This is a genomic window from Vibrio sp. 1-2 (7-a) (assembly GCF_013048515.1).
GTDB classification, from domain to species: domain Bacteria; phylum Pseudomonadota; class Gammaproteobacteria; order Enterobacterales; family Vibrionaceae; genus Vibrio; species Vibrio diabolicus.
In genome coordinates this window covers 337,859-355,856 of sequence record NZ_VHSQ01000002.1, presented here as the reverse complement: position 1 = coordinate 355,856, position 17,998 = coordinate 337,859, and the positions used below count along the sequence as shown (strand labels likewise).

23 protein-coding genes are annotated in these 17,998 nt (G+C 45.1%); 12 read left to right on the top strand and 11 right to left on the bottom strand.

Annotated features, from left to right (window positions below; translation table 11 throughout):
- Window positions 1–12 precede the first annotated feature (12 nt).
- Window positions 13–627, top strand: coding sequence for a fumarylacetoacetate hydrolase family protein (locus FKN08_RS09250; RefSeq protein ID WP_170891944.1), 615 nt, complete (start codon window positions 13–15; stop codon window positions 625–627).
- On the opposite strand, the gene FKN08_RS09245 is transcribed toward FKN08_RS09250, so the two are convergent.
- From FKN08_RS09245 to FKN08_RS09235, 3 genes are all read right to left on the bottom strand, one after another.
- Window positions 624–935 carry an AzlD domain-containing protein gene (locus tag FKN08_RS09245; protein ID WP_006742072.1) on the bottom strand — a complete coding sequence of 104 codons (312 nt, stop codon included), beginning with the start codon at window positions 933–935 and terminating at the stop codon, window positions 624–626. The two genes, FKN08_RS09250 and FKN08_RS09245, sit on opposite strands and share 4 nt — an antisense overlap.
- Window positions 935–1,645, bottom strand: coding sequence for an AzlC family ABC transporter permease (locus FKN08_RS09240; RefSeq protein WP_170891942.1), 711 nt, complete (start codon window positions 1,643–1,645; stop codon window positions 935–937). Before FKN08_RS09240 ends, FKN08_RS09245 begins: the two co-directional genes overlap by 1 nt.
- 78 nt (window positions 1,646–1,723) lie before the next feature.
- Entirely contained in the window at window positions 1,724–2,551 is an 828-nt protein-coding gene (locus FKN08_RS09235) for an AraC family transcriptional regulator (RefSeq protein WP_170891940.1), read from the bottom strand.
- Between the two features lie 230 nt (window positions 2,552–2,781).
- On the opposite strand from FKN08_RS09235, the gene FKN08_RS09230 reads away from it, so the two are divergent.
- Both FKN08_RS09230 and FKN08_RS09225 read left to right on the top strand, forming a co-directional pair.
- A complete protein-coding gene (locus tag FKN08_RS09230) occupies window positions 2,782–3,414 on the top strand; it encodes a LysE family translocator (RefSeq protein ID WP_170891938.1) in 633 nt (210 codons plus the stop codon).
- 79 nt (window positions 3,415–3,493) lie between these two features.
- Window positions 3,494–3,916 (top strand): GNAT family N-acetyltransferase, encoded by a 423-nt coding sequence (locus FKN08_RS09225; RefSeq protein WP_170891937.1) that lies wholly within the window; start codon window positions 3,494–3,496, stop codon window positions 3,914–3,916.
- Between the two features lie 100 nt (window positions 3,917–4,016).
- Here the strand turns inward: FKN08_RS09225 and FKN08_RS09220 are convergent, their stop codons facing one another.
- Window positions 4,017–5,711 carry a phospho-sugar mutase gene (locus tag FKN08_RS09220; protein WP_170891935.1) on the bottom strand — a complete coding sequence of 565 codons (1,695 nt, stop codon included), beginning with the start codon at window positions 5,709–5,711 and terminating at the stop codon, window positions 4,017–4,019.
- A gap of 330 nt (window positions 5,712–6,041) precedes the next feature.
- Between FKN08_RS09220 and coxB the strand changes: the two genes are divergently transcribed.
- Genes coxB through FKN08_RS09200 form a run of 4 tightly spaced genes read left to right on the top strand, consistent with a single transcriptional unit; the run spans window position 6,042 to window position 10,329 of the window.
- The gene (gene coxB / locus FKN08_RS09215; protein WP_053809564.1) at window positions 6,042–7,205 is read left to right on the top strand and encodes a cytochrome c oxidase subunit II; all 1,164 of its coding nucleotides are present in this window, start codon (window positions 6,042–6,044) and stop codon (window positions 7,203–7,205) included.
- Window positions 7,202–8,833: a cytochrome c oxidase subunit I gene (gene ctaD / locus FKN08_RS09210; protein ID WP_048625255.1), complete on the top strand. Its 1,632-nt coding sequence runs from the start codon at window positions 7,202–7,204 to the stop codon at window positions 8,831–8,833. Before coxB ends, ctaD begins: the two co-directional genes overlap by 4 nt.
- Before the next feature lie 20 nt (window positions 8,834–8,853).
- Complete coding sequence (locus FKN08_RS09205; protein ID WP_053809563.1) at window positions 8,854–9,393, top strand: cytochrome c oxidase assembly protein; 540 nt, start codon at window positions 8,854–8,856, stop codon at window positions 9,391–9,393.
- 51 nt (window positions 9,394–9,444) lie between these two features.
- The gene (locus FKN08_RS09200; RefSeq protein WP_161444679.1) at window positions 9,445–10,329 is read left to right on the top strand and encodes a cytochrome c oxidase subunit 3; all 885 of its coding nucleotides are present in this window, start codon (window positions 9,445–9,447) and stop codon (window positions 10,327–10,329) included.
- 13 nt (window positions 10,330–10,342) lie between these two features.
- Here the strand turns inward: FKN08_RS09200 and FKN08_RS09195 are convergent, their stop codons facing one another.
- Window positions 10,343–10,579, bottom strand: a complete 237-nt coding sequence (locus tag FKN08_RS09195) for a DUF2909 family protein (RefSeq protein ID WP_005391169.1) — start codon at window positions 10,577–10,579, stop codon at window positions 10,343–10,345.
- Here FKN08_RS09195 and FKN08_RS09190 point away from each other — a divergent pair.
- From FKN08_RS09190 to cyoE, 4 genes are read left to right on the top strand one after another with little or no spacing between them, the layout of a single operon-like run.
- Window positions 10,527–11,369 (top strand): SURF1 family protein, encoded by an 843-nt coding sequence (locus FKN08_RS09190; RefSeq protein ID WP_170891933.1) that lies wholly within the window; start codon window positions 10,527–10,529, stop codon window positions 11,367–11,369. The genes FKN08_RS09195 and FKN08_RS09190 overlap by 53 nt on opposite strands.
- The gene (locus FKN08_RS09185) at window positions 11,359–11,895 is read left to right on the top strand and encodes a cytochrome oxidase biogenesis cluster protein (protein WP_170891930.1); all 537 of its coding nucleotides are present in this window, start codon (window positions 11,359–11,361) and stop codon (window positions 11,893–11,895) included. Before FKN08_RS09190 ends, FKN08_RS09185 begins: the two co-directional genes overlap by 11 nt.
- Window positions 11,896–11,907: 12 nt before the next feature.
- Window positions 11,908–12,927, top strand: a complete 1,020-nt coding sequence (locus tag FKN08_RS09180; protein WP_170891929.1) for a COX15/CtaA family protein — start codon at window positions 11,908–11,910, stop codon at window positions 12,925–12,927.
- Complete coding sequence (gene cyoE, locus FKN08_RS09175) at window positions 12,920–13,819, top strand: heme o synthase (protein WP_170891927.1); 900 nt, start codon at window positions 12,920–12,922, stop codon at window positions 13,817–13,819. Before FKN08_RS09180 ends, cyoE begins: the two co-directional genes overlap by 8 nt.
- A gap of 81 nt (window positions 13,820–13,900) precedes the next feature.
- Here cyoE and FKN08_RS09170 read toward each other — a convergent pair whose 3' ends face one another.
- The gene (locus FKN08_RS09170; RefSeq protein ID WP_005391162.1) at window positions 13,901–14,374 is read right to left on the bottom strand and encodes an FKBP-type peptidyl-prolyl cis-trans isomerase; all 474 of its coding nucleotides are present in this window, start codon (window positions 14,372–14,374) and stop codon (window positions 13,901–13,903) included.
- 13 nt (window positions 14,375–14,387) lie between these two features.
- Window positions 14,388–15,020, bottom strand: a complete 633-nt coding sequence (locus FKN08_RS09165; RefSeq protein ID WP_085344319.1) for a thiol:disulfide interchange protein DsbA/DsbL — start codon at window positions 15,018–15,020, stop codon at window positions 14,388–14,390.
- A gap of 258 nt (window positions 15,021–15,278) precedes the next feature.
- Between FKN08_RS09165 and FKN08_RS09160 the strand changes: the two genes are divergently transcribed.
- Window positions 15,279–15,905 carry an OmpA family protein gene (locus FKN08_RS09160; RefSeq protein ID WP_048625248.1) on the top strand — a complete coding sequence of 209 codons (627 nt, stop codon included), beginning with the start codon at window positions 15,279–15,281 and terminating at the stop codon, window positions 15,903–15,905.
- Between the two features lie 192 nt (window positions 15,906–16,097).
- Here the strand turns inward: FKN08_RS09160 and FKN08_RS09155 are convergent, their stop codons facing one another.
- From FKN08_RS09155 to FKN08_RS09140, 4 genes are all read right to left on the bottom strand, one after another.
- On the bottom strand, window positions 16,098–16,457 hold the full coding sequence (locus FKN08_RS09155) for a glutaredoxin (RefSeq protein ID WP_053809555.1): 360 nt from the start codon (window positions 16,455–16,457) through the stop codon (window positions 16,098–16,100).
- 111 nt (window positions 16,458–16,568) lie between these two features.
- Window positions 16,569–17,111, bottom strand: a complete 543-nt coding sequence (locus FKN08_RS09150; RefSeq protein ID WP_124007598.1) for a hypothetical protein — start codon at window positions 17,109–17,111, stop codon at window positions 16,569–16,571.
- On the bottom strand, window positions 17,098–17,643 hold the full coding sequence (locus FKN08_RS09145) for a YaeQ family protein (protein WP_005391156.1): 546 nt from the start codon (window positions 17,641–17,643) through the stop codon (window positions 17,098–17,100). Before FKN08_RS09145 ends, FKN08_RS09150 begins: the two co-directional genes overlap by 14 nt.
- A gap of 91 nt (window positions 17,644–17,734) precedes the next feature.
- On the bottom strand, window positions 17,735–17,944 hold the full coding sequence (locus FKN08_RS09140; protein ID WP_005375625.1) for a cold-shock protein: 210 nt from the start codon (window positions 17,942–17,944) through the stop codon (window positions 17,735–17,737).
- Window positions 17,945–17,998: the final 54 nt, after the last annotated feature.

Sequence of the window (17,998 nt, the reverse complement as noted above, 5' to 3'; positions counted from 1 at the left end):
CAGGGAAGAGCGATGAGCGTTATTCAAGTTGAAGAAAAGAAAGTAGAAGTGGGTAAAGTGCTTTGTGTTGGGCGAAATTACGTTGAACATATTCATGAGCTTGATAATGCGATACCTGAGCAAATGGTGGTATTTAATAAACCCGCGACTTCCGTATCGACGACTCTGCGTTCATTTCATCAAGAGCCTCTTCATTACGAGGCTGAAATCTGTTTTCTGATCAGAGATGGACACTATTCAGCGGTCGGTTTGGGATTGGATCTGACCAAGCGCGGTTTGCAGTCTTCACTTAAACAACAAGGGTTGCCCTGGGAGCGTGCTAAAGCGTTTGATGGCTCCGCAGTGTTTAGTCGATTTGTCTCTTTGGATAACATTGATATTAATGATCTTAACCTAGAGCTCTTGATTAACTGCGTTCGTGTACAAAAAGGTCACGTTAACCAGATGCTCTATCCGCCGCTAACCATTTTGGATGAATTAACGAGTTACACAACACTTCAAGATGGCGATGTGGTAATGACCGGCACACCAAAAGGAGTTGGTGAGGTGCATCAAGGTGACATCTTCCTTGGACGATTAAAGTGTGGTGATGTCACCCTGTTGGAGATTGAGTGGGTGGCGAATTAAAGCCAAATTCGCAGAACGAGAAATACCACCATGCTGATCACCGTCGTTAAAAGAACATTTTTAGTAAAGTACGCGATTAACGCAGCCAGCAAGGCAGCCAATAAAAATGGGTTGTGCACATTCACGCTGAGTGCTCCATCGGGAATGAAAACGATAGGCGCCCAGATCGCAGTGAGTACCGCAGGGCTGGCGTAGTTGAGGACTTTTTGTGTACGTGTCCCTAATCGCAGTGGTAGCTTGGGTTCTAAAAACAAGTAGCGGCTGGTGAAAACAAGTCCCGTCATCAGTAAAATAGACAACATGATCATTAGTTTTTCTCCTGTACTTGTTCCACAAAGTAGCCTGTAAGCATGGCTAAAATGCTCGAAATCATCAAACTTCCTTCCACTTGGTAATAGGTTAGGGCGACCGAGCTCACTAATGCCACGACAACACTCGCGAGCACCGCCATATTTTTAATAGTCGGAACTACAATTGCGATAAAAGTCGCGGCCACAGCAAATTCCAATCCCATTTCGTTCAGTTCAGGGATCAGGCTTCCCGCAATAATGCCCGTCAATGTCGCGATATTCCAAAACAGGTAAAAACTCAAACCAGCCCCAAGCGCATACCAGCGATTAAATTGTTTATCGGAATGATGACCTACAATCGCAAACAGCTCATCAGTGAGTAAGAATCCGAGTGATAACCGCCATTTAAGAGGAAGTGGTGCAATTTTACTGCGCATCGATACACTGTAGAGGAAGTGTCGAGAGGTGATAAAAAACGTTGTTAGTAACATGGTTACTAGGCCTGCCCCCGATTTAATCATCCCCATCGCGACGAGCTGCGCGGAACCTGCGAACAGAATGGCGGATAGTGCTTGTCCTTCCAAAGGGTGAAGCCCAGTATCAATCGCGAATGAGCCTGCGAGCAAACCCCAAGGTAACACCGCGATACTCAGTGGCATCATCGCAAGTGTGCCTTGCCAAAATAACGCAGCTTTTGATTCTTCTTTTAGCGGCAAAGTGTGGTCCATAGTTTATTCTTAGTTGTTCCAAAATCAGGCTATCAAGGTAACGAGATAGCGGCATAACGCCTTGTACAATATTGCTCTTTAGCTGTGACGAATGTATTGACCGGGCGTGACGCCCATGGCTTTTTTAAAGTGTCGATGCAGGTGGCTCTGATCATGGAAGCCACATTCTTGCGCTACATCTGAAATTTTTTGTCCGAGTTTGAGCAACTTCTTTGCCATTCGTAAACGTTGTTGAATTTGATAAGCATGGGGAGGGAAGCCAAACTGTTTTTGAAACTTTCTTAGCAAATGAAAAGGGCTTAACCCAGCCAGTTTTGCGAGCTCTTCTAGCGAGACGTCCGTTTGCGGGAAGTCTTCCAAAAACTCTTTGACCAGCTGTATTTGTCGCTGAGCTCTGGTTGATTCTTTCAGTGGTGCCCGGTGGGTGCTGTGTTTACTGGCTAACTTGATCAACGTGCCGTAAACCAAAGTTTCTCTCAATAAACGGTTGTCTGATTTTTCTAGTGTTTCAAACACCAATCGTAACTGACTAGCCAGCTCAGGATCGTAAACCACAGGTTGAGGAAAATAGGGCAGCGCTACATTTGGTGAACCAAGATCTTGTCCTAAAGTTTGAAACTGCTGAGGTACGGGGTACATTGCTTTGTATTCCCAGCCGCCTTCCGAGGCTGAATGCCCGTTGTGTACTTCATCGGCATTAACAAGGATGATGCTGTCCTGTGGCGCGATATGATTCCCGCCCGTCCTAAAAAATTGTTGTGCCCCTTTTTCGATGACACCAATAGTGTAACCTTCGTGGCTATGGCGTGAAAAATTCTGCTTCTCGTACTTTGCATCGAGAAGTTCTAAACCGCCGAGCTCTTGAGCTATCTTGAAGGTAGCGATTTCCTTATTCTTTTCTTTCATCTTTATCCGGTCTGCTCAAGAAAGTCATCTTAGAAGTGTAACGGATCCATCGTGCTTATTTTTGTACAAAATTGCTATTCGATTTTTATAAATAGGCGAATTGATTGTTATTTTGCAATCTAGCGAACTATGATTTTTATTTTCTGAATCATCTTGGTGATTTTGGGCTGGCTGTTGTTATTTTGTTGGTATAACATTCGCCGCTTTGTTGTAGAAAAAGCGGTTCCATCATGATTGATTTATCTGTACTTCCTGTTTATCTCACCGCAGTAGTGGCTTTGTTGCTGTTACCAGGGCCCGATATGTTGCTTATCGCGAGCTCTAGTATGAGTTACGGTAAGAAGGTCGGTCTGTTTGCTAGCTTAGGCAATGCGACGTCTGGTGTTATTCTTACTTTGCTTGCTGCAATGGGAGTATCTACCCTGATTGCAATGAGCCCAATCGCCCTTAAAGTCCTTCATCTCTTAGGTGGCGCTTACTTGTTAAAAATGGGTTGGGACTGCTTACGAGCTGAGGCATCTTCGGCTCCAGAGCTTAATGGTCAAAACAAAATGGCGTCAACTTATTATCAACGTGCTTTGATGAGTAATTTGCTTAACCCTAAAGCGTTGGTATTTTTTGTGATGTTTTTGCCGCAGTTTGTCTCAAGCAATATTACAGCGTCTTCTGGTGAGCAGATGCTAGCACTAGGGTTATTGTTAAACGTCCTTGGCTTGTCATTCAATTTATTACTTGTTGGGCTGGCAGGCACATTGGGTAAGGGGCTGCTCGAGAACGAAAAATTCCGCACGTATCAACATAAACTAATGGGTTTAGTGTTCGTTATTCTCGCGTTGTGGATGCTGAGCAGTTTCGCCTTGTAAAGTTATTATATTCCACCAGAAAGCCAGCAATTGCTGGCTTTTTGTTTTAGGATATTGATGTTTCCTAAGGAGAGGATGTATGAAGCTTGAATTTTGTTTAAATCCAGATCAAACAGACCTTGATTCTGTTCGTGAAGGTATTCGATCTTATAACCGACTGCATTTGCCTGAAGGGGAAGTGCATGCTGTGGGATGTTTTGCTAAAGATGAGAATGGCAAGATCATGGGTGGTCTGACTGGCGAAATGTTTAAAAACACGGTGTTTGTTGAGTTTTTGTGGGTAGATGCTGAAAGTCGGACATCTGGTATCGGTAGCCAGTTAATGTCAACGTTAGAAGAAAAAGTAAAGCCTCACGGGGTTACCCATGTTTATTTGGATACCTACAGCTTCCAAGCTCTCGAATTCTATCTCAAATTGGGTTTTGAAAAAGTAGGGCAGTACTCAGGCTATCCTGCAGAGGGCATCCACAAGTACTTTCTACAAAAGGAAATTGTAAGCTAGGGAAAAGCACTGGTTAGCTTGACTTGTTCTAGTCAAAATCAAAAAAAGAGGCGCGAATTTGCGCCTCTTATCGTATCAGATGTCTCTGCTTCTCTTTGACTTACAAACTTGTCTGATGCGCGTCGATAAGTTCGTTCATCTTCGCCTCTGCCGCTTGCTGTGCTTGTGCATAGCTCATATCCGCTGGGAAGAGGTTGATGACTTCGTAGTAACATTTTAGTTTTGGCTCAGTACCCGAAGGGCGAACAATCACGCGAGATTGATCTTCTAGGTGATAAATCAATACGTCACTTGCTGGTAAGTCAATGGATTCTTCTGAGCCGTCATCAAACATGCGAACCGATGTTTTTAGATCTTCAGTTACTGCGACTTTTTTACCAGCAATCTCTGTTGGTGGGTTTGCACGGAGTTTGTCGCCGATTGGTGGAGAGTTCGGGTCGAGAGCGATACTGCGCTGCGCGTTAAAGTAGAAACCGTGCTCGCGGTACAGTTCTTCCAATTTATCCCATAGTGTTTTGCCTTGAGCTTTAAGTTTTCCTGTTAGCTGGGCAAATGCGACGATTGCAGATAAACCATCTTTATCCCACACCTTGTTACCCACGGTATAACCGAGCGCTTCTTCATAAGCAAACAAGAATGGATTGGCTTCTGTCTCTTGCTCCATGGCAACGTTAGTGAGCCATTTGAAGCCTGTTAACGTTTGGTAGTATTGGGCGCCATGCGCTTTGGCAATGCTACTCAGCATTCTTGATGATACGATGGTGTTGCCAACCAGAGCGTTAGGTTGCTGTTCTAGCAAGTAATCGCCAAACAGTGACCCCACTTGGTCACCGGTTAACATTTGGTATTCGCCATCTGGGCGTTTTACCGCCACTGCAAAACGGTCGGCATCTGGATCGTTGGCACAAGCGATATCAGCATCTACAGATTTACCCAACGCCATCACCATATCCATTGCTCCCGCTTCTTCAGGGTTTGGGAAGTTGACGGTTGGGAAGCTGCCATCAGGTTCGCGCTGTTCCTTAACACTTGCCACTTTTTGGAAGCCTGCGTCGGCAAGTAGCGTTTCCGCCATATTCGCCCCAACGCCATGCATCGCAGTGTAAGCGATAGAAATATCGGTGTTGTTGTCAGGAGTAAGCAGCGCGTTTTCGTTCATCGTTTTACGGTAAGTTTGGTAGTAGTCGTCTTCCAACCAAACTAACAAACCGTGCTGTTTTGCATCATCGAGAGACATTAAAGGTAATGGCTTCGTTGTTGCGGCATCAATTTTCGCTGCGATTCCAGAGTCGTGTGGAGGAATGATTTGTGCGCCATTCTCCCAATATACTTTAAAGCCATTGTACTCTGGTGGATTGTGGCTAGCGGTAACAACAACAGCGGCCGCAGCATTCAATGTACGGACACCAAACGCAACAATTGGGGTTGCTGCGACGTCGTACGTCAAGTACACCTTGATGCCAAGGGCAGTCAGTACGGAAGCGGTATCATGCGCGAATTGTTTTGAATCAGGACGACCGTCGTAGCCAATAACGACACCACGATTTGCGGCATCTTTGACTTGCTCTAGCAAATAGTTTCCTAGGCCAGTGGCTGTCTCTTGGATCACCAAACGGTTCATTCGGTTTGGACCTGCGCCCACTTTGCCGCGTAACCCTGCTGTACCAAAGGCAAGGCGCGATCCAAAGCGATCAGTAAGCTCTTGTTCATTATTTGTATCGACGAGGTGTTGTAGCTCTTCGCGAGTCTTAGGATCAGGGTCTCGTTCTAGCCATTGAGTAATTAGTGCTGTCATATCAATCATTCCTTAGTAGGGGGCGCCTACTTTCTTGGACACTTCGTTTTGTAAGTATCTCAATGTTTTCTTTTAAATTAATGTAAATGGTTCTCAATTACATTTCAAAGAGGGCAATCGATAAACCGAATTAATTTTTCTTATCCGAACAAAATTTAATCATATTTAATTTCTTGAAGAACCTTGGAACTATAACTAGCCTTTTAACATAAATATAACAAACCGTGTCGAAATCGTAGTTTTTGTGATTTTTCGTAAAGTTGTTCGATATTTGCATCGGGACGCAAGGAAGCTCGCGCAAGCGTAGCGGCTGAGCAGAGGAGAGATCTTTTGAAAAGATTAACGACTACTCTAGCCTTATCACTGAATGTGATTTTAATCACATTCTCCTCTTTCAGTTGGTCAAAGGAAAGTGACTACAACATGACCAAAGGGGTCACAGCGATAAGTGGGCAAGTGTATGAATTACATATGCTGATTTTCTATATCTGCTGCGTAATTGCTTTGATTGTATTTGGTGTCATGTTCTATTCCATCTTTCGTCATCGCAAGTCAAAAGGAGCAGTTGCCGCACATTTCCACGAAAGTACAAAAGTGGAAATTATTTGGACGGTCATACCTATCATCATTCTTGTCGCCATGGCGATTCCCGCAACGAAAACTTTAGTCGCAATGGAAGACACAAGCCAATCAGATATCACGGTCAAGATAACAGGCTCGCAATGGAAATGGCATTACAGCTATTTTGGTGAAGATGTTGAGTTCTTCAGTTTGCTTGCCACCAGCCAAAAGCAAATTGATGGTATCGAGACAAAAGGCGCGCATTATCTATTGGAAGTAGACAACCCTTTGGTGTTGCCTGTGAATCGCAAAGTGCGTTTTTTGATGACTTCTGATGATGTCATTCACTCATGGTGGGTGCCAGATTTTGCTGTCAAGAAAGACACCATCCCTGGTTTTATTAATGAAGCATGGACAAGAATTGATGAGCCAGGCGTATATCGCGGCCAATGTGCGGAGCTATGTGGTCGTGCACACGGGTTCATGCCGGTGGTGGTGCATGCGATGGAAGAAGAAAAGTTTGATGAATGGTTAGCGAGTAAGAAGGAAGAAATCGCACTTCAAAAAGCGGCGGCACAAGAGGCGCTCTCTCAAGACTTATCCATGGATGAGTTGATGTCGCAGGGCGAATCTATATACACGGCGCGTTGTGCTGTGTGCCATCAGGCTAATGGTGAGGGGATTCCAGGTGCATTTCCCGCGATTAAGGGCAGCCCTATCGCAACAGGCCCAATTTCAGAGCACATTGATGTGATTGTGAATGGCCGTCCGGGCACTGCAATGCAGTCTTTTTCGAACCAGTTAAGTGACAAAGAAATTGCCGCTGTCATTACATATCAGCGAAATGCATGGGGCAACGACACTGGCGATACGGTGCAAGCATCCGATGTGAATGCCTTTAAGGCACAAGGCAGTGCTAAGGAGGAAATATGAGTAAGCCAATAGATAAGGCAGTGAAGTCTGCTCCAGCGGAAGCCAGTGCAAACAGTACCATTGCGATTGATGATGGCCATGATCATCATGCTCCCCAAGGTATTGCTCGTTGGCTGTATTCCACAAACCATAAAGATATTGGCACACTGTACCTTTGGTTTAGTTTTGCGATGTTTCTGACTGGTGGTGCGATGGCGATGGTCATTCGTGCCGAATTATTCCAGCCTGGACTTCAGCTGGTTGATCCACAGTTTTTTAATCAAATGACTACGGTACACGGTTTGGTGATGGTGTTTGGTGCTGTGATGCCAGCATTTACGGGCCTTGCTAACTGGATGATTCCAATGATGATCGGTGCTCCAGATATGGCGCTACCTCGCATGAACAACTTGAGCTTTTGGATTCTACCTTTTGCATTTCTTATTTTATTGAGCTCGTTGTTTTTACCTGGCGGCGGCCCCGATTTTGGCTGGACGTTCTATGCTCCGCTGTCCACGACTTATGGCCCAGATAGCACCGCGCTGTTTGTATTCTCTGTTCACATCATGGGGATCAGCTCCATTATGGGCGCGATAAACGTTATCGTGACGATAGTAAATATGCGAGCTCCGGGAATGACTTGGTTCAAGTTACCAATGTTTGTTTGGACTTGGTTAATCACCGCTTTCTTGTTGATCGCGGTTATGCCGGTATTAGCGGGTGCGGTGACGATGGTTCTTACCGACAAATACTTCGGGACTAGCTTCTTTGATGCTGCTGGTGGCGGTGACCCAGTGATGTTCCAACACATCTTTTGGTTCTTTGGTCACCCAGAAGTGTACATCATGATTTTACCGTCGTTTGGCATCATTTCTGCCATCCTTCCTGCTTTCAGTGGCAAGAAGCTGTTTGGTTATCATTCGATGGTTTACGCGACGTGCAGCATTGCGTTGTTGTCTTTCCTTGTGTGGGCGCATCACATGTTTACAACGGGGATGCCAGTTTTTGCAGAGCTTTTCTTTATGTATTGCACCATGCTGATTGCGGTACCAACCGGGGTGAAAGTCTTTAACTGGGTCGCCACCATGTGGCGTGGGGCTCTGACATTTGAAACGCCAATGTTGTTTGCCATTGCCTTTATTGTGCTCTTTACGATTGGCGGTTTCTCAGGGTTGATGCTGGCGATTGTGCCGGCGGATTTCCAATATCATGACACTTACTTCGTGGTTGCGCATTTCCACTATGTGTTGGTATCTGGTGCTGTATTCTCGATTATGGCGGCAGCGTACTATTGGCTACCTAAGTGGACAGGCAATATGTACGACCACAAGCTGAGTTTGTGGCATTTCTGGTGCTCGATTATTTCAGTTAATGTTTTGTTTTTCCCGATGCACTTTCTAGGTTTAGCGGGTATGCCAAGACGTATCCCGGATTACGCTATTCAGTTTGCTGATGTCAATCAAATCGTCTCCATTGGTGGATTTGCGTTTGGGTTGTCACAATTGATCTTTTTATGGGTGGTGATTAAGTGTATTCGTGGCGGTGAAAAGGCCGCTGCAAAACCGTGGGAACGTGCGGAAGGCTTAGAGTGGACAGTGCCAAGCCCGGCGCCCCATCATACGTTTACTACGCCGCCTAAAGTCGATTAGAAACGAATAGGGTGAGTGAGATGAAACCGAATCCATCAAACAAAAAGCTCACAGTGAAGTTGCTTTTAGCGACCCTTTTGATGTTCGGGTTTGGCTACGCACTTGTCCCATTGTATGACGTAATGTGCGACGCACTGGGTATCAATGGAAAAACAAGTGAAGTGGCCGCCATTCAACCAACTGGTATGCAGCCAGATATGAGCCGAACCATTCGCGTGGAGTTTATGGCGCATGTAAGCCCCGATATGCCTTGGGAGTTTAAACCCAAAGTGATTTCGATGGACGTTCATCCCGGAGAAGTCGTGCAAACCGAATACCTTGCATTTAATGAAAGCGGGCAGAAGTTGGTAGGGCAAGCAGTTCCCTCTGTTTCTCCCGGGAATGGTGCCGCTTATTTCAATAAGATTGAGTGCTTTTGTTTTAACCAACAGCCTTTGGATGGCAAACAACAAGCTCAAATGCCGTTGATTTTTTATATCGAACCGGACTTACCGAAGTCGATACACACGTTAACGCTGTCTTACACACTCTATAAACTTCCCCCTCCTACAGGTTCTTAGCCACTCAAGGAGAGAGATACAGACCAAGGCTGGTCAGTAAGGAGAGAAATTATGAGTAACAAGCCAGGAACATATTATGTTCCCGCTCAAAGTAGCTGGCCGATCATCGGTGCATTTGCTCTATTTTTAGTTGCCGTTGGTGCAGGAATGACCGTTCAGGGGACACAAAGTGAAGGGGCTGTGGGAACCATTGGTAGCATTGTGCTAGCGGTAGGTTTTCTGTTCTTGCTTTACATGTTGGCGGGCTGGTTTAGTAATGTGATTACTGAGTCACTGAGTGGAAAGTACAGCTCGCAAATTACTCGTTCTTTTCGCCAAGGGATGAGCTGGTTCATCTTCTCTGAAGTGATGTTTTTTGGTGCCTTTTTTGGTGCGTTATTCTACGCCAGGATGATTTCTGTGCCTTGGTTAGGTGGGGCAGATAACAACTTCATGACCAACGAGGTTTTGTGGCCAACCTTCGAAGCGATGTGGCCACTCACACTGACTCCGGGTGGAGACACAACGCAAGCTATGCCGTGGCAGGGCATTCCCCTTACTAATACTATTTTGCTGTTATTGTCGTCGATTACACTGCATATGGCGCACATAAGCCTTGAAAAAGACAAAAGAACGGCACTGATTGTTTGGTTGGAAATCACCATCGTGCTTGCGGGCTTTTTCCTATATTACCAAGCGGTTGAGTATGCTCATGCTTATCAAGAAATGGGGCTCACGTTGCAATCTGGTATCTACGGAAACACCTTCTTTATGCTGACGGGTTTTCACGGTTTGCACGTTTGTCTTGGGACGATTTTCTTAATCGTATTATTGCTCCGAATCGCTAAAGATCATTTTTCGTCTAACAACCATTTTGCCTTCCAAGCAGGTAGTTGGTATTGGCACTTTGTGGATGTGGTTTGGTTGTGTCTGTTTGTGTTTGTGTACGTGTTGTAGGTGCATTGGGCGATTAGTAAGGACGGGGATTCGGAGCCAGCCAGCCTGAACTGAGCGCAATAAGTAGAAGGATAACTACTAAAGCGGAGAACATGACTCGACGGCCTAAGTAATGACTCATAGGTTTGTCTCTTTTTTCGGGATTATCTGGGTCTTCACGAACCATTTCGATAAGCGCTTTTGCGAGGTTGAAGATAATGAAAAGCAGCAAAAGGACAAGCGTCAGTTTGAATAGAAATACGGTGGACATAGCACCTCCGGTTTCATCGTTGTTGTTATCGAGACAATTATGGCTATCGAAACGGTTTTGGGTTGCAGTTGGTTTAACTGTGGTTGTGTTTTCTCTTTTGGTCAAACTGGGTTTTTGGCAGCTTGAGAGAGGGCAAGAAAAACAGGCTTTGGAACAAGCCATTCTTGCGCGAGCGGATAGTGCGTACCAAGCATTAGGCGAAGTTCTTGAAGAAAACGATTGGAGAGAAGGCAGCATTCTCGGGAAAAAAGTGGAAGCTAATGTTGTTCCTCAGGCGTTTCCCGTGATTTTACTGGATAACCAAACGCATCAGGGCAATGTGGGCTATTTAGCATTTCAGATTGTCTCTATGAGTGATGAATCAGGAACCTATGCATTATTAGAGCTTGGTTTTGTGGAGGGAATAGCAGATCGTTCAATATTACCAACCGTCACAACACTCGAAGTCTCGACCTTTATCTCGGGACGTCTGTACCGAAAATCTGCTAACCCGTTGAGCTCTGAATTAATGCCAGAAGTTGGCGATGCCATTCGTGTGCAGAACCTGAATATCGTGCAACTGAATCAGCTACTTAATATTGAACTTATGCCCGCAGTCTTGCAGCCAGACAATCTAAAAAATTGGCCTTACGACTTTCCTTGGAACCCATTGCCGCTCAACAGCGCCAAGCATTTCGGTTATTCGATTCAGTGGTTTTCGATGGCGGGCGTTTTCTTATTATTGACCTTAATTGTTTTTGTTCGTTGGCAAAGAAAGTTGCGTCACATGGAGGTGAAGCATGACATCTAAAGTAACCAAAGGGCGGCTAATGTTGATTGCGTTGGTGTGTACGTTTGCGCTTCCTGCCGTCATCGCTAAGGTCATTCTCACCCAAGGGTGGTATCAAAGCGGTGTGACCAATAGAGGTGTGTTAGTGGAACCATACACAACGTTAGAGCTACTTGGTCAAGAGTCCCCACTCAAGGAGCACAGGTGGCAACTCGCTTATGTTTTACCTAATGAGTGCACAGAACAATGCAGGCAGCAGCTTTACCTGCTTCAGCAAAGCCATGTCGCTTTAGGAAAACATCAAGAGCGTGTGGTGCCGGTGCTTTGGCAGACAGAGTTGTCCGGTACCGTAGATGTATCGATGACGACAATGCAAATGAATCAATCGGTTACCGCCAAAGTGAAACCTGGACAAATGTTAATCGTTGATCCTCTGGGGCAATTGGTGATGTCTTACTCGCCAAAACCGAATGAAGATTTAGTCTCGTTCAACAAAGGTATGTTGGCGGATTTACGCAAGCTCTTAAAATTGTCACGAGTTGGTTAGAAAGGGGCGTATATGAAGTTAATTCAGTTGGTTAAGTTCAGTTTGCTCCTAACTTTCGTGGTGATCATGTTAGGCGCGTATACTCGCCTTTCTGATGCAGGGTTAGGTTGCCCTGATTGGCCCGGCTGCTATGGGCACCTTGGTGTGCCTCATCAAGAAGAAGACGTAATACGTGCCAATCTTAATTTCCCTGAACGGGCTGTCGAGCATGAGAAAGCATGGCTTGAAATGATTCATCGCTATTTTGCAGGAACGCTGGGTCTGGTCATTTTTGCTATGACAGTGATATCAACGAGATCTGAGCGCGTGAATCCTACTATTCCGATGCTTCTCAGTGTACTGGTGGTCGGGCAAGCACTTTTGGGGATGTGGACCGTGACGCTCAAATTAATGCCAGTCATCGTAATGCTTCATCTGCTTGGTGGATTTACTTTACTGGTTCTGCAGGCGATTTTTTACTGCCAGTTAAAAGCGCAAAATAATCTCTATTTTTCTCCATCTTCCAGCTCGCTACGAGGCTTCTCATTATTGGTTTTTCTGGTTGTTTTTATGCAGGTGCTGCTCGGAGGGTGGACTTCGTCAAACTATGCCGCGCTCATGTGCACCTCACTGCCTATTTGTGAGGGAGATTGGATGAATCATCTCTCATGGAAAGAGGCGTTTTCTTTCTGGCAAACCGGATTCGAGAATTACGAGTTTGGTGTATTGGAGTATCCGGCAAGAATGACCATACATGTTACGCATCGCCTTGGTGCGATGGTCACCGCTACCGTCGTATTGGCTTATAGCATTATGCTCATGAGGCAAGATTCCCATCATTCACAGCGCATTGGAGGATGGTTACTACTCACTTTAGCGTGTCAAATTATGTTGGGCGTGAGCAACGTCGTATTCCAACTTCCTATTTATGTCGCCGTGGCACATAACTTGGGTGCCGCCATTATGTTGAGTCTTGTTTGTGTGAGTCAGTTTTATTTGTGGCAGGGCAAAAAAGCTTGGAGTTACACCGCGAAAGGAGTTCGCTATGAGTAAAGAAATCGCACTGTCGTTAAATGAGCGAAAGCGACTAAGTTCCGTTTATTTGAAGTTAACGAAGCCTAAAGTAGTCGCATTAATGCTGGTGACGGCCGTTGTCGGGATGAGTTTAGCGCCTGTTACTGAGTTTCCTTGGTTGCAGGCGGCGGTTGGCCTAACAGGCATTGGTTTGATGGCAGGCTCCGCGGCGGCGTTTAATCACCTGATTGACCGCCGCATTGATGCAGGAATGGCTCGCACACACAAACGTCCGTTGCCATCGGGTGAAGCTAAGCCGTTATCGGTGATAGCCTTTGCGACGGCTTTAGGCGTCATAGGGTTTGTTCTTTTGTATGCGCTGGTTAACCCACTGACGGCATGGCTGACTTTGATGAGTTTACTCGGCTATGCGATGGTGTACACCATGTACCTCAAACGCGCTACTCCGCAAAATATCGTAATTGCAGGTATTGCGGGTGCGATGCCGCCTCTTCTCGGTTGGACTGCCGTAACAGGGCAGTTGCATGCGAATGCTTGGCTGCTTGTGATGATCATTTTTATCTGGACGCCACCACACTTTTGGGCACTCGCAATTCATCGCGTAGAGGACTATCGTAAGGTGGATATTCCAATGTTGCCTGTGACACATGGTATCGAGTACGCCAAAACTTCTATTCTGTTGTATACGGTGTTGTTGACGTTGGTTTGTGTGCTGCCGGTGTTGGTTGGAATGGTCGGCGTAGTTTATCTTTTTGCCTCGTTACTACTTAACGCTGGCTTTATGTACCATGCATGGAAGCTAAAATACGCGCCAGAGCTCAATACCGCGATGGAGACGTTTAAATTTTCTATCTATCACCTTTTTGCGTTATTCATTGCATTGCTTTCGGATCACTATATTGGCTTGTAGCCTCTCTTTAAACAGAAAACGCCGCGTGGTTCGCGGCGTTTTTGGTTTTGATAGTTTGGCTTTAATGCAAAGTTTCTAGAATTATTGAATCTCTAACAATTCAACATCAAAGATCAAAACACTTGCTGGTGGAATTGGGCCTGAGCCACTTTTGCCATAACCGAGCGTGCTTGGTACGAAAAGGCGGATTTTTTCACCTTCGACCATGTATTGTAGGCCTTCTTGCCAGCCTTTAATGACTTGGTTAAGACCAAACGAAATTGGCTCACCGCGATTAACGGAGCTATCAAACACAGTGCCATCAATCAGCGTACCGTGGTAGTGCACTTTGACTTTGCTTGTCGCGGTTGGGTGAACCTCACCTTCGCCTTTTTCAAGAACAATATATTGAAGACCACTTTCTGTTGTAATGACGCCTTCTTTCTTCGCATTCTCGAGCAAGAATGCTTGGCCTTTCGCAAAGTTTTCATCCGCTACTTTATGGTTTGTCCAAGTTCGGTAAATGAAAAAGCCCGCCAGAATGAAAATAATGAGAGGAAACAAAAATTTAGACACGTAAGCTCCTTGTCTATTTAGGTTGTTTTAGCAAATAGTTAATGGTTTCTGCCATGGCTTCGACGCTGTCATGACCACTAGTAATGACTTGGTATTTTCCATTAACGATAAAGGCTGGAACGGAGTTAATTTGGCCGCGAGTCGTGATCGCTTCTGCCTTAGTGATGTACTCAAACAGCGTTTTTTGCTGTGCTTCATCTAAATGGTAAGGGCTGATAAGGTTGCGAGACTCAAAGGCTTTCTCTACGGCGATTTGACGTTCCTCAGCAGTCGCATCAGGACCCATTTGTACGGCAGCAAAAAGATCCGCCATAAATGCTTTGTCAGGTGTCGACTCTAGTTGCATGACTGCAGTGTAGAAGATGATGGCGCTTACTTGTGCACTTTCATTGAAAGTTACATGCATTTTTTCAACGCTTTGCTCGGTCAATGATTCAATTTGAGGGACAAACTCTTCCATTGAACGGCAGTGGCCGCAAGTTAGGGCAAAAGCTTCTGTCAATGGCGCCAAATCATATTCTTCAAGGGATACAGGCAAAACTTCGTATTGTTTGCCTTGTTGAGGCTGAGTGTTGCCGCTATCGCATGCCGACAAGGCCATCATGGCGGCAATCACAGCAAAGCCTTTCGATATGGTTTTTAACATAATAATGCTCTAAGTAAGAAATTTGCGTTAGTTTATCGGTTAACGATAACAATAAAGTGAGACGATTGGTAACAGACTTTTCTTGATGTGTAGGCTGCAGGGAGGTATTTTGGCATCGCTTTTTATTTGAGAGAGACTTGATATTGATTCCAGTGGCATGAACGCTGCATATACAAACCAATCGGTGGATAAAAGCGCTAAAGATTCGGCGTGTTTTGTCGACACAATGGACAAGAGTTTTTCTACGTTGGTAATGGTATGAAGCAGTGGTTTTTAATTGTTTGCGGCATTCTGACTGGGTGCAGTAGCCTTGATCAAGACATGGTTCCTGGCGGGAACATTTTAGATACAGCTCCTAAAACAAACACCGAGCTGAGACATCCTGAGTGGGGCTATCCGAGCGCCTCCAGTGTGGCTTCTTCACCTCGCACGTATCAGACTGAGAGGGCATCAGTAAAAAAGTCGCAAAATGTGACCTCTCTGGAAATGTTTCTGAACAGGCACAATATTCCTCATGAGACACTCAGTGGTGGTCACTTAATGATACGTTTGAAAGAGCAAGTGCATTTTCAAACTGGCTCTGCTCAGCTATCAGCGCAATCTCAAGACTGGATTCGAAACATTGGTCACTATCTAGCAGGAAGAACGGATGTGGATGTCGTGATCGATGGCCATGCCGATAGCACGGGAGCTGCCAGCTTTAATGACACGTTGTCAGAAAAGCGAGCTCGTGAAGTGGAAAAGCAACTACTGGCGACGAGTATTCCTCGTCAACGCGTATTTTCTAGAGGTTTTGGCGAGTATGTGCCGCAGTGCAGTAATTCGACAGCCAGTGGCAAAGCTTGTAATCGACGCGTAGAGCTAACGCTGATCGTTGATGAGTAAGGCGATGGTTGGTCGATAAACTACGTCGTGTTGTTTTCACTGAGCCCTTATGTGTTTACTGGCGTTTCCGTCTGGGAATGAGCAAGAAGAGTGAACCCAAAGGCTAGGCATAGCAACGAGCAGCTAGACTGAATAGAAAAGAGGCACCTGTATGGTGCCTCTTTTACATCCGCCAATGTTCATAGGGGGAACTTAGGCAAATTCTTTTTCAACGTAAGCGACGATGTCAGATGACTCGTATAGCCACTGTGTTTCGCCATCTTTTTCGATACGCAGGCAAGGGACTTTAATTCGTCCACCACCTTGCTCTAGTTCAGCTCGATGAGTCGGGTTATTTTTTGCATCACGTAGCTCAATGTTCACCGATTGACGCTTCATTGCACGGCGGACTTTTACGCAAAAAGGGCAAGCTTCAAATTGGTAAAGTGCGTATTGTTTTGCTTTTTCATCAATACGTTGTTGTTCTTCTGCACTGCGTTTAATACCACGAGGTGAGAACACGGCGTTCAGCAATAAGATAACCTTGCCTAAAATCCAACGGATAAACTTCATAATGATCCCTTGATGTTCATTGGGTAACTGTCCTTTAAGAATGCAATCATGATGCTTGTTGCATTGAGCGTGAAGTCTATCAGTTGTTTGAAATGGATAAAACCATGTATTTTATGCGGAAAATAAGCGTTTTAACCTGCCCCAAAAACCACTAGTCGAAGCTGGACTGGCTTCTCTACCTAGATAAAAGCTTTGCATCAGTTCGGTTCTGAATGCATCAACATCCATGCGTTTTACAACAAGCTCGTGTTGCAATGTATTCTGAGTTTGCTCGGCATGATCGTGCGCCAAGCTAAAGTCCATATTCAAATAGCCTTGAGTATAAAGCCAAAGGTGGGTTATCAAGATAAGGTCTTCTGCGGACTGGTTAGTGAACTTATCCGCGTGCTCATCACCCAAGGAGTCAGTCAGCACTTGCTGCATTTGCTGGGCAGAATGCGCATGTTGCTCATAGTTAGCGCTGGCTTCAATATGCGACTTAGTCAAAAGACCAAGCAGGTGAAGAGTAGGAGCCGTGGCGGGTTTGTTCTCACAAACTTTTGTAAACAGTTGTGACTGTTCTTTTAACCAACGTCGCTTTGCCGCTTTATGTTCTTTAACGAAGGGAATTTCTTTGAATCCCATCTCTTGACTCAGTTCACTAAGAGACGTCATGGCTTTTTAGTTCCTTCACCGTTACTTCGACGTGTTGATCGTTGATATCAACAAAAATAGAGCTGCCGGTTATCATAACAGAAAGGCTAGTGCCTCGGTCAAGGTGCTGACAAATCAAGTCGATAGCGTCGTAGTCAAAGCTTTCTACGTTGACGGGAAGCATTGAGAACTTTCCTGACATTTTATCCCACCATACCGTCGCTTTAGTGTTATAAGTGTAAACTTTCACATGCTTTGCTAGGCGAGAGGCTTTCTTGATTCTTTCTGGTTCTGGTTCGCCAATTTCAATCCAGTGAGTAATGCTTTGATCATCGCCAACATGCCATAAATCAGGCTCTTCAATTGTAGAAAGCCCTTTCGTAAACTCTAAATTACTTTGAGCGTTTAAGCAGTAAGCTAAAACACGAGCCAGCATTCGTTGAGGTTTTTCTGAAGGGTGAAGGGCGATAGTTAGATTTTTAGAATCGTAATAGTCGTTATTCATATCGGAAATGGCGATACGAAATTTATAAATAGTCGGTTTAAGAGCCATGGATTTATATCGTTTTTGTTGGCAAAAATAAGTTATAGACAAAAAAATAGCCAGCTTTAGAAGCTGGCTATCGTATCAAATTCTTTAAGAATTAAAGTACTTTGATTTGCTCTGCTTGAGGGCCTTTTTGACCTTGAGAGATAACAAATTCTACTTTCTGGCCTTCAACTAGAGTACGGAAGCCGTCACCAGTGATTGCAGAGAAGTGAGCAAATACGTCAGGACCGTTTTCTTGTTGAATAAAACCGAAGCCTTTAGTTTCGTTGAACCACTTAACTGTGCCAGTAGCTGTGTTAGACATGTCTATTTCCTAAATATCTAAATAATGTAATCTTTCGCCTCAACGGCGCTTATA

Bases quoted from the DNA above. Each gene is read 5' to 3' on its own strand.
- FKN08_RS09185 (WP_170891930.1), top strand. From the start codon at position 11,359: ATGACATCTAAAGTAACCAAAGGGCGGCTAATGTTGATTGCGTTGGTG.
- FKN08_RS09165 (WP_085344319.1), bottom strand. From the start codon at position 15,020: ATGTTAAAAACCATATCGAAAGGCTTTGCTGTGATTGCCGCCATGATG.
- cyoE (WP_170891927.1), top strand. From the start codon at position 12,920: ATGAGTAAAGAAATCGCACTGTCGTTAAATGAGCGAAAGCGACTAAGT.
- FKN08_RS09150 (WP_124007598.1), bottom strand. From the start codon at position 17,111: ATGACGTCTCTTAGTGAACTGAGTCAAGAGATGGGATTCAAAGAAATT.
- FKN08_RS09145 (WP_005391156.1), bottom strand. From the start codon at position 17,643: ATGGCTCTTAAACCGACTATTTATAAATTTCGTATCGCCATTTCCGAT.
- FKN08_RS09220 (WP_170891935.1), bottom strand. From the start codon at position 5,711: ATGACAGCACTAATTACTCAATGGCTAGAACGAGACCCTGATCCTAAG.
- FKN08_RS09235 (WP_170891940.1), bottom strand. From the start codon at position 2,551: ATGAAAGAAAAGAATAAGGAAATCGCTACCTTCAAGATAGCTCAAGAG.
- FKN08_RS09180 (WP_170891929.1), top strand. From the start codon at position 11,908: ATGAAGTTAATTCAGTTGGTTAAGTTCAGTTTGCTCCTAACTTTCGTG.
- FKN08_RS09140 (WP_005375625.1), bottom strand. From the start codon at position 17,944: ATGTCTAACACAGCTACTGGCACAGTTAAGTGGTTCAACGAAACTAAA.
- ctaD (WP_048625255.1), top strand. From the start codon at position 7,202: ATGAGTAAGCCAATAGATAAGGCAGTGAAGTCTGCTCCAGCGGAAGCC.
- FKN08_RS09245 (WP_006742072.1), bottom strand. From the start codon at position 935: ATGATCATGTTGTCTATTTTACTGATGACGGGACTTGTTTTCACCAGC.
- FKN08_RS09225 (WP_170891937.1), top strand. From the start codon at position 3,494: ATGAAGCTTGAATTTTGTTTAAATCCAGATCAAACAGACCTTGATTCT.
- FKN08_RS09230 (WP_170891938.1), top strand. From the start codon at position 2,782: ATGATTGATTTATCTGTACTTCCTGTTTATCTCACCGCAGTAGTGGCT.
- FKN08_RS09160 (WP_048625248.1), top strand. From the start codon at position 15,279: ATGAAGCAGTGGTTTTTAATTGTTTGCGGCATTCTGACTGGGTGCAGT.
- FKN08_RS09155 (WP_053809555.1), bottom strand. From the start codon at position 16,457: ATGAAGTTTATCCGTTGGATTTTAGGCAAGGTTATCTTATTGCTGAAC.
- FKN08_RS09195 (WP_005391169.1), bottom strand. From the start codon at position 10,579: ATGTCCACCGTATTTCTATTCAAACTGACGCTTGTCCTTTTGCTGCTT.
- FKN08_RS09205 (WP_053809563.1), top strand. From the start codon at position 8,854: ATGAAACCGAATCCATCAAACAAAAAGCTCACAGTGAAGTTGCTTTTA.
- FKN08_RS09240 (WP_170891942.1), bottom strand. From the start codon at position 1,645: ATGGACCACACTTTGCCGCTAAAAGAAGAATCAAAAGCTGCGTTATTT.
- FKN08_RS09200 (WP_161444679.1), top strand. From the start codon at position 9,445: ATGAGTAACAAGCCAGGAACATATTATGTTCCCGCTCAAAGTAGCTGG.
- FKN08_RS09250 (WP_170891944.1), top strand. From the start codon at position 13: ATGAGCGTTATTCAAGTTGAAGAAAAGAAAGTAGAAGTGGGTAAAGTG.
- FKN08_RS09190 (WP_170891933.1), top strand. From the start codon at position 10,527: ATGAAAAGCAGCAAAAGGACAAGCGTCAGTTTGAATAGAAATACGGTG.